Origin of the sequence: Algoriphagus sp. (genome assembly GCF_030694375.1) — a bacterium.
Classification (GTDB): domain Bacteria; phylum Bacteroidota; class Bacteroidia; order Cytophagales; family Cyclobacteriaceae; genus Algoriphagus.
Window position 1 is genome coordinate 1 of record NZ_JAUXYL010000033.1, and the last position, 3393, is coordinate 3393.

Genomic DNA, 3393 nt, shown 5'->3' on the forward strand with positions numbered 1-3393 from the left:
TCGTCACTCACCGTGAACGGTCCTGCCAAGGTCACATTGCCTGAGTTGGTGATCAGGTAGCTGTACGCTACCACATCGCCTACTGCATCGTACGTGCCTCCTGAGGTGATCGACTTTTCAATCGTCAAGGCAGGTGTCTGATCCGCTGTGATCGTCTTAGTCGCTGTAGCTGTTACCGCAGGTCCTACCTGAGGTTTCCCTGTTACTGATGCCGTATTAGTCACGCTGCCAGTGTTAATATCTGCCAGTTTAATGGTGTAAGTTGCTGTAAAAGTGGTGGAAGCTCCTGCAGCAAGGCTGGCCACACTAGAGGGAGATATAGCGGACAATCCTGATAAAGGGTCGGTAACTGTCACATTGTTTAGTGCCACATTCCCTGTATTTTTTACTGTAAAAGTGTATGTGATCACATCATTCAGATTGTAAACTTCTTTACTAGCAGTCTTTACAATCTCAATGGAAGGCTCTGGGAGAACCAAATTACACACGGGAGGTCGCTCTGCCGATCTTAAAACAGCATTTAATAACATCCGCTGTCCATTGACTACTTCTATACTTGTACCTTTAAACTCGTGGCCACCAAGAAAATGAATAAATCCTCCCTTTGAAGAGGTAACACCACTGGCCCTTGAAACATATGATCTATATTGATTAGGTTTATCTTGTGAAAAAATAATCCGCGTACCACCAGCAGGATCGGCAGTAAAGCCCATATCCTGAAGTGAACCTCCTTGGTTGCGCAAAATCCCGTGAAATTGAGCAAAAGGCTCAAAATGATTATCATAAACAAAATCTCTAAATCTAGTGTGATCTACAAATCCATTGGTTGCAAAAATTCTTCCAGTAACAAATCCCTGATAGGAACGAACACCAGCGCATTGAGCTAAAAAATTCCCACCATCCAACACGAAATTCCTAACCTTCGTAACCTTGCTTGCATCATTAAATTCAGAATGAGGTTCAGTGGCAACAGTAAAACAAGAACTCCCAGACAGGTTGTCTGCAGTCGTTAATTGATAATGCGTATTAATTAAAAGTCCAGCGGCCTTATAAATATCTTCATGAATATTCGTTTCACTTCCATCATTTAACAAAGCAATTTTTGGTTTGTGCAGAAGTGTTTGTGCCACTTTTACCGTGGTAGCGGACTGGAGTTCGAAAACATTAACTCGAGTTCCAGTGAGTGAATTAAACGCATCAATAACAACTTGGGCCTGCGCTTCAAATCCTGGAAAAATTGCAATAGGACCAGACCTAAAATCTCTATTGGCATAGGCACCAGTAGTTGGAAAACGTAAACGGGCAGAAGCACTAAAGTCGATACCATCTTTAATTTTTGCATCATTTATGATCCAGACCAAGGGAATTTCGGCGTGCAATAAACGAACCGCAAGACCATAAGCCCGAATATTGAAAGAACTACTATTGGTCGCAGTCCCGTTCTGGAGAAGATTGTCCATCGGAATAACCAGCGTACCGGCAGGCAACTGTTCCGAAGAATTTTGGGTGTAGCCAAATAACGGAAAAACAAGGAAGATGAAAAAGAGCAAACTCCTGTGCAAAAATTTCCTAATTCCACTACTCTTTTTGGACTCTTCAAAAAATTCACAGGAAGATATTTGTTGGTTGGTCTTAGAATTGAATATGTTGTCCATTTTATTAAAATTTAAAATTTCGAGTTCGTAAACATTTCACAGGTACTGATTTTTTAACTTTTCCTAGGCTTCTACTTGATTTTAGCAGTCTTTAATTTTGCTTTACTAAGATTCGCCTTCCACTTTTCAACCTTTATATCCGATCAAAAAGTGTCGGATTTTTCGATCAGAATCAAGTGATACGTGTTGTAGATAAATTTTTGTCATAAAAATACATTTTTTTGTTTTTCACAAACAAGAATTATTTCAAATATTTTATTTGTAATACATTTTTTTTTGTTTGAAATACATTTTTAAAAGCAAATTAATTACAGCCCAATTCTCAGAAAAAGAAAAAAAAAGCCTCTGAGGATATCCCAGAGGCCTTTTTGGTTGATGTGCTTTTTCGGGCAGGATACCCGGTCTGCTTGCTTACATCGTGTCCACTTTTTTCTGTCTGCCCGTGTAGCCGTAGGAAGTTTTGCCTACCCGAAGTTCTGTCCTTCTGTTGAGCTGGTGCATCGCCGGGGTGCAGGTCACCGTGTTGCAGTCATGGATCGGACGGGTCTTGCCAAACCACTGAGACTCCAGCCGGTTGTCCTCGATCCCCCTGTTCTTCAGGTATTCCTTCACCGCCTGGGCTCTGCGCTCGGACAGCTTCTTGTTGTACTCCTCATTCCCCCGCTGGTCGGTGTGACCCTCGATGTACAGCATCAGATTCGGCATCCGCTTCAGCATCACCGCCGTGCGCTCCAGCTCCTGCTTGTGCACACTTCTCAGCATCGCCTTGTCAAAGTCAAAGTAGATCGTCGGAATGTCGTTGATCTCCTCCTGAATCTTCTCAAAAATGTCTTCCGGCTCGCAGAAGTCCATATCCTTCAGTTCCTGTGGAATATCGTACTGTTTGGTCGGGTCCGGGAAGGCTTCCAGCACCAACTCCGATCTTCTGTTCAGCTGATGGTTCGTCTCTGCGCAAGGCTTGCCGTTCCCGCAGTCGTTGACCAACTGGCTCTCGCCAAACCATTCCAGTCTCACCCGGTCTGAGTTAATTCCTTTGCCTCCCAAGTATTCGGTCACCGCCTTTGCCCGGTTGTTGGACAAGGTAATGTTGTATTCGTCACTCGCTCTGGAGTCGGTATGCGAGGCCACCAACAGATCCAGGAAGCTGTACTTCTTCATCAGCTCGGCCAGCTTGTCCAATGCCGGAATCGCATCCCTGCGGATCGCAAACTTGTCCAGATCATAGTACACAATGTCCACATGCACCGGTAACTGATACGGAATCGGCATCAGCCTGTACTCCCGTTTCACCGTGTCTCCCGCAAACCCTTTGCTCGTAATGCTCTCGTCGCTCAGCGGGAAGTAGCCCGGCTTGGTGATCGTAATCCCAAAGTCACTCTCCGGCTCCAGCTGGGCCGTCAACTCGCCTTTGCCATTTCTGGCAGTGGCAACAATCACGCCCTGGGTCTTATCCCGGAAGGTCGCCAGGTAGCTCTCGGTAATGATCGCCCCGTTGCAGTCCAATACTCTGGCCAAAAACTGCTTGTACATCTCCTTGGCCATGTAAATATCATCCAGTCCCTGCCCGCCTTTCCGGTTGGAGGAAAGGTAAACCGTCCTGTCTTTTCCTTCTCTGTAGGCAAAATCATCTCCCAGCGAGTTTACCGGCGTGCCCATGTTTCGGACTCCGCTGATCGCTGTGGGCGTATAATTCGCCTCAAAAATGTCCATCCCTCCCAGCCCTTTGTGGCCTGTGGAT

At 45.5% G+C, this 3393-nt stretch carries 2 protein-coding genes; both read right to left on the minus strand.

The window, feature by feature from the left end:
• The coding region (locus tag Q8M62_RS11275) for a DUF11 domain-containing protein (protein WP_305668141.1) at positions 1–1655 on the minus strand (1655 nt) is incomplete at its 3' end.
• A 411-nt stretch (positions 1656–2066) separates the two neighbouring features.
• A partial coding sequence (locus Q8M62_RS11280) for an OmpA family protein (RefSeq protein ID WP_305668142.1) occupies positions 2067–3393 on the minus strand: 1327 nt, incomplete at its 5' end.